This is a genomic window from Azotobacter beijerinckii, assembly GCF_900110885.1.
GTDB classification, from domain to species: domain Bacteria; phylum Pseudomonadota; class Gammaproteobacteria; order Pseudomonadales; family Pseudomonadaceae; genus Azotobacter; species Azotobacter beijerinckii.
Map to the genome: position 1 here is coordinate 23,079 of NZ_FOFJ01000044.1, position 6,129 is coordinate 29,207.

General features: G+C 63.0%; 6 protein-coding genes and 1 pseudogene. 4 read left to right on the top strand and 3 right to left on the bottom strand.

What is annotated here, in order from left to right:
- Positions 1–6: 6 nt before the first annotated feature.
- The 3 genes from rfbA (at position 7) to BMY22_RS17225 (ending at position 2,808) form a co-directional block, all read left to right on the top strand.
- Positions 7–891, top strand: coding sequence for a glucose-1-phosphate thymidylyltransferase RfbA (gene rfbA / locus BMY22_RS17215; protein WP_208599323.1), 885 nt, complete (start codon positions 7–9; stop codon positions 889–891).
- Positions 891–1,436, top strand: coding sequence for a dTDP-4-dehydrorhamnose 3,5-epimerase (gene rfbC / locus BMY22_RS17220; protein ID WP_090624092.1), 546 nt, complete (start codon positions 891–893; stop codon positions 1,434–1,436). The genes rfbA and rfbC overlap by 1 nt, the downstream gene beginning before the upstream one ends.
- Before the next feature lie 247 nt (positions 1,437–1,683).
- Positions 1,684–2,808, top strand: coding sequence for an acyltransferase family protein (locus tag BMY22_RS17225; RefSeq protein WP_167363760.1), 1,125 nt, complete (start codon positions 1,684–1,686; stop codon positions 2,806–2,808).
- Here the strand turns inward: BMY22_RS17225 and BMY22_RS17230 are convergent.
- From BMY22_RS17230 to BMY22_RS17240, 3 genes and pseudogenes are all read right to left on the bottom strand, one after another.
- Positions 2,790–3,965, bottom strand: a complete 1,176-nt coding sequence (locus tag BMY22_RS17230) for a glycosyltransferase family 4 protein (RefSeq protein WP_090624094.1) — start codon at positions 3,963–3,965, stop codon at positions 2,790–2,792. The two genes, BMY22_RS17225 and BMY22_RS17230, sit on opposite strands and share 19 nt — an antisense overlap.
- A complete protein-coding gene (locus tag BMY22_RS17235) occupies positions 3,962–4,915 on the bottom strand; it encodes a GDP-mannose 4,6-dehydratase (RefSeq protein ID WP_090624096.1) in 954 nt (317 codons plus the stop codon). The genes BMY22_RS17230 and BMY22_RS17235 overlap by 4 nt, the downstream gene beginning before the upstream one ends.
- A gap of 175 nt (positions 4,916–5,090) precedes the next feature.
- Positions 5,091–5,795 (bottom strand): annotated as a pseudogene (locus tag BMY22_RS17240) (GDP-mannose 4,6-dehydratase); the annotation flags it as partial.
- Positions 5,796–5,869: 74 nt separating this feature from the next.
- On the opposite strand from BMY22_RS17240, the gene tnpB reads away from it, so the two are divergent.
- Positions 5,870–6,129 (top strand): IS66 family insertion sequence element accessory protein TnpB (gene tnpB / locus BMY22_RS17245; protein ID WP_143068532.1); only part of this gene is annotated, 260 nt, incomplete at its 3' end.

Sequence of the window (6,129 nt, forward strand, 5' to 3'; positions counted from 1 at the left end):
TTTATCATGCAAAATCGAAAAGGCATCATCCTCGCCGGCGGCTCCGGCACCCGCCTCTACCCTGCCACCCTGGCGGTTTCCAAGCAGCTGCTGCCGATCTACGACAAGCCGATGGTGTATTACCCGCTGTCGGTCCTGCTGCTGAGCGGCATCCGCGAGATCCTGATCATTTCCACACCGCAGGACACGCCGCGCTTCCAGCAACTCCTCGGCGACGGCAGCCAGTGGGGCATCCAGCTTTCCTATGCGGTGCAGCCCTCGCCGGACGGCCTGGCTCAGGCCTTCCTGATCGGCGAGGAGTTCCTGGCCGGCGCGCCTTGCGCCCTGGTGCTGGGCGACAACATTTTCCACGGCCATGACTTCGCAGCCCTGCTGCATAACGCCGACACCCGCCGCAGCGGAGCCACGGTGTTCGCCTATGCGGTCCATGACCCGGAGCGCTACGGTGTGGCCGAGTTCGCCCCGGACGGCCGGGTGCTGAGCCTCGAGGAAAAGCCCAAGCAGCCCAAGTCGCGCTACGCGGTCACCGGTCTGTACTTCTACGACGAGCAGGTGGTGGAGCTGGCCAAGCAGGTCAAGCCCTCGGCTCGCGGCGAGCTGGAGATCACCGACCTCAACATGCTTTACCTGCAGCGCGAGCAGTTGCACGTCGAGCTGATGGGCCGTGGCTATGCCTGGCTGGATACCGGCACCCACGACAGCATGCTGGAGGCCAGCCAGTTCATTCAGACCATCGAACACCGCCAGGGGCTGAAGGTGGCCGCACCGGAAGAGATCGCCTGGCGCCAGGGCTGGATCGGCGACGAAGCCCTGCAGGCCCTAGCGGCCCCCATGTCGAAGAACGGCTACGGCCAGTATCTGCTCAACCTGCTGCAGGAGAAGGTGTACTGATGCACGCGATCCAGACCGAGATTCCCGACGTCTTCATCATCGAGCCCAAGGTGTTCGGCGACGAGCGCGGCTTCTTCTTCGAGAGCTTCAATGCCCGCCGCTTCGCCGAGCTGACCGGCGCCAATCCCGAATTCGTGCAGGACAACCACTCCCGCTCGGTGAAGGGCGTGCTGCGCGGCCTGCATTACCAGATCCGCCAGCCGCAGGGAAAACTGGTGCGGGTGGTTTCCGGCGAGGTGTGGGACGTGGCGGTGGACCTGCGCCGCAGTTCGCCGACCTTCGGCAAGTGGGTCGGCGTCACCCTGTCGGCCGAGAACAAGCGCCAGCTGTGGATACCCGAGGGCTTCGCCCACGGTTTCGTCGTGGTTTCCGAGTCGGCCGAATTCCTCTACAAGACCACCGACTACTGGGCGCCGGAACACGAACGCAGCATCCTCTGGAACGACCCGACCCTCGACCTGCCCTGGCCGCTGGATGGCGAACCCTCGCTGTCGGCCAAGGATCGGGATGGCGTTCTCCTGGAACAGGCCGAGACCTTCGACTGATCTGGCAACAGCTCCCGGAAAATCCGCGCGGGTTTCACCCGCCCTACCCAAGCCCCCCAGCGGCTCTCGTAGGGCGGGTGAAACCCGCCGTGTACCCCGGAAAGCCTGAAAAGCTGCAGGTTTTACCCACCCTGCCGAATTGTGCTGCCCTTAGTGGGTCAGGCCTTCCGGTCTGCCCCGCCCTTGCGACTTGCCACGCCCCATACGCATGCGCAGACTGCGCGTTTTTGCATTGCGCAGGTTTGGCATGTCTCTTCCTTTCCCAACCACTCCTTCAAGCAATCTTCCCTGGAACCCGCGGCTGGCCCATCTGCGTTGCCTGGCGGCGCTGCTGGTGCTGATGTTCCATGTATTCCACGCGTTTTTCGGGAATTGGCAGCCCCATCCCGACGCCTTCGGTTTCGGCTGGTTGGTGGAGGGGCATACGGGCGTGAGCCTGTTCTTCGTGTTGAGCGGCTACCTGTTCATGAGCATCGCCCTGCGGGCCGAAGGCGCTCTCGACTACGGCCGCTTCCTGAAAAACCGGACGCTGCGGATCTTCCCGCTGTTCGTGGTGGTGTTCATGGTGGCGGTGTCGGTGAACCGGGATGCCTTTCGCCCTCAGGATGTCCTGTACCTGTTCTTTTCCAACATCGGCGATCCGCCGACCAGCAAGCAGCTCATGACCGGAGCCGCCTGGACGATATCGGTGGAGTTCACCTTCTATCTGATCTTTCCCTTCCTGGCGCGCTTCGCGCTGGCCCAGGGGCCGGGCTATCTGCTGCGCCTGATCGCTCTGTTGCTGCTGTTCAAGCTGGGCGCCTTTTTGCTCAGCGAGCGCCCGACCCACATGATCTATTCGACGCTGCTCGGACGCCTGGACCAGTTCCTGATCGGCATGCTCGCCGCACAGTATGCGGCGCTGTACATTCTGCGTCCCTTGCACGGCGCCTGGGTGGTCGGCGCCGGGCTGGCGGTATGGGCGCTGCTGGAGGTGCAGAAATACGCGGCGAGCTTCTTTTCACCCGACCCGGTACAGGTTGCCTGGCTGGCCTGGCCGACGGTGGAGGCCCTGGCCTGGGCGCTGGTCGTCCTGAGCTATGCCCACTGGCGCGGCAATCTGTGGGGCTGGCTGGGACGACTGCTGGAGCGCGGCGGGGAGATCAGCTTTTCGCTGTACCTGTGGCACGGACTGGTGATCTTCCTCGGCATGCGGCTGCTCGGCACCCCGGACTGGTTCGCCAGCTCGCACTTGAATGCGCTGCTGGTGGGCGCCGGTGTACTGGCGCTTTCCTGGGGGGTGGCGAGCTTGAGCTACCGGACGATCGAGGCGCCCTTTCTGGAGATGCGCGGACGGTATGTGGTGAAACGCAATCACGTAACCCTGGAGTAGACCTCCAAGGTCTCGCGAGCACAGCGCGTCCAAGAGAACAGGCGCGCCTGCTCCAGGCCCCGGCGGATCAGGCGCTCCCTCAACGGCTCATCTTCGAGCAGCTCGTGCAGGCTCGCCGCCAGTCCCTCCGTATCGTTCGCCTCGCACAGCATGGCCACCTCGCCGGCAAACTCGGCCATCGAGGTACCGGCCGTGCAGATCACCGGCGTCCCGCTGGCCATGGCCTCCAGCACCGGCAAACCGAAGCCCTCGTAGAGCGATGGATAGACGAAGGCCGCAGCCCCCGAATACAGGAATGGCAGGTCGGCAGCGCTGACGAATCGCAGATAGCGGATCTCGCCGGAGGCCTGCAGAGACTGGATGTTCGCCATCAACTCGTCGTTCCGCCAACCCGAGGCGCCGGCAACGATCAGCGGATAGGCTCGTCGCAACGAAACCGGCAGCTGCATCCAGGCCGCCAGCAACTGATCGACCCCTTTACGCGGCTCGATCGTCCCGACAAAGGCCACATAGCGCCCATGCTGCAAGCCATGGCGCGCCAGCACGGCCTGGGTCTGCTCCGCCGTGCGCGGAAAAAAGCGCGCATCCGCGCCCAGATGGGTCGCCCGGACCCGCTCGGCCGGCACGCCGAACTGCTCGATCAATTCATGGCGAACCAGTTCCGAAGGCGTAACGATGAAGTCGGCCCGGCTCAAGGTTCGCGGTAGCTCGCGGTCCAACCAGGCCACCCGCTCGGCTGGATGGAACTGGGGAAAGCGCATGCAGGAAAGATCGTGAATGGTCGTGATACAGGGACCCTCGTGATCTTTCAGGATGAAATTCGGCTCGTGGTAGACAAAGTCCCGGCTTGCACGCGTGGCCAGCCGGAAGCGGGCCTTGCGCAAGGCGGCATGCGCCCGATAGGCCAGCGGCAGGCCGCGTATCAGCTTGCGCAGCCGCATGCTCGGCGTATCCCCCAAAGCTCCCCGCCCTTCTCCAGCCACTTCATCATCGCTGGCCGCCAGCACTTCGGCCGCCGAAACCAGGCGATTGCCGGTAAAGCAATCGATTTGCTCGATGGCCGCGAAAGCTTGCAGCTCGCGCAGCAAGTTGAGGGTGTAGTTGCCGATCCCCGTCAGTGGCGGAACCAGCGACTCCGTGTTGAGCAGAAGTTTCATCGAACAGTCGCTGCCTTTTCCCGCCAGTCGTTCAAGAGCGCTCCAAGCGTCTCGCCCAGCGCATGGGCCGGTTGCCAGCCTGTCGAAGCCTGCAGGCGCCGGCAATCGCCCACCGCGAAAGGAATGTCCGAAGGGCGCAGGCGTTGCGGGTCCTGCTCCACGGCGATGGAAGCCGGACTCTGAGCCAGCAACTCGTCGAGGAGTTCGCGAATCTTTCGAGCCTGTCCCGAGGCGATATTGAAGATCCGCTGGTCGGCGGGCCGGTCCGCAAGGTCCAGCAGCTTCACATAGGCATCACAGACGTCGCGCACGTCGAGAAAATCGCGACAGGCCTCCAGGTTACCCACCCGCAACACCGGCGGCTGCAAGCCCTGTTCGATCTCGGCAATCTGCTTGGCGAAGGATGCCGTGACGAAATCGGGCGACTGGCCCGGCCCGATGTGATTGAAGGGGCGGGCGATGACTCCGCGCAGCCCCTGGCGGAAATACTGGACAAAGGCCAGCTCGGCCGCCAGCTTGCTGGCCGCATAGGGATTCATCGGCTGGCAGACACTGCCCTCGTCCAGCGGCTCCCCCGCCTTGAATGCCTCGCCATAGACTTCGGAAGAGCTAGCGAACAGCACGAAGGCCTCGGGCACATGGCTCTTGACGGCCTCGAGCAGATTCAAGCTCCCCATCACGTTGGTCTGCCAAGTCAGTACAGGGTCGCGAAAGCTGGTCGGCACATGGGAAATCGCCGCCAGGTGAACCACATGGGTCGGCCGAATCTGCTGCACGACTTGCTCGACCTCCGCCGCGTTACGAATATCCAGGCGCACATGGTCGACGCCATCCCGCAGCAGAGGCTCCGAGGACACCGTGCCGGTCACTCGATACCCGGCCTCGCACAGCTTCGTCCGCAACACCTTGCCCACGAAGCCGTTCGCTCCGGTCAGCAAAACATGATTCATTGCTTTTTTCCTTTGAAAACTGTGGCTTTGTCGAGGAGGCGCAGCGTACTGGCACCGGGCCTGTCGAATGCTTTGACAAGCCACAGTGCGGAAAGACCGAAAGGGGCCAGTCGCTACAAGAACAGCGCCATGAATCAAGCCGAGGAGAGAAGCGCTCTCCTCGCGCGCTCATTCCCTAGAACGAAAAGCCCTGCTCGTTGCGGCGCAGATCGGCTTCCACCATCATGCGGCACAGCTCCTCCAGCGAAGTCTTCGGCTCCCAGCCGAGCTTCTCCCTGGCCTTGGCCGGATTGCCGATCAGCAGCTCCACCTCCGCCGGACGGTAGAACTTCGGATTGACCGCCACGACCACCTTGCCAGTAGCGCTGTCGATACCCTGCTCCCGCTCGCCCTCGCCTTTCCACTCCACGTTGATATCGGCGGCCTTGCAGGCTAGGGAGACAAAATCGCGCACGGTTTCGGTACGGTTGGTCGCCAGCACGAAGGTATCCGGCTCGTCGGCCTGCAGCATGCGCCACATCCCCTCCACATACTCCTTGGCGAAACCCCAGTCGCGCTTGGCATCCATGTTGCCCAGCTCCAGCACGTCCTGCTTGCCCAGCTTGATCTTGGCGACGGAGTCGGTGATCTTGCGGGTCACGAACTCGCGGCCACGCAGCGGTGACTCATGGTTGAAGAGGATGCCGCTGGTACCGAAGATGCCGTAGGACTCGCGGTAGTTGATGGTCATCCAGTGCGCATACAGCTTGGCTACGCCATAGGGGCTGCGGGGGTAGAACGGCGTGGTCTCGATTTGCGGAATCGCCTGCACCTTGCCGAACATTTCGGACGTCGATGCCTGATAGAAACGCACCTTCGGGTTGACGATGCGTAACCGCTCCATAAACCCTACCTTCGAAACCGCGCCCTGAGATCTGATGCTGAGCTCCCGATTCCTTCTGGAACTTGCCCCGCATGATGCGTCCCGCCCCCAACGTCAAAGCTGTTTACCTCTACCCCAAGCCGGTCGATTTCCGTAAATCCATCAATGGCCTGGCAGCCCTGGTCGAGTTGGATATCAAGGTCGCGGTGTTCGACCCTGTGTTGTTCGTCTTCCTCAATCGCACACGCAACCAAGTGAAAATTCTGTACTGGCATCGCAACGGCTTCTGTCTGTGGCTCAAGCGCCTGGAGGCCGAGCGGTTCAAGACCAAGCCGGATGTGGGTGACGAAGC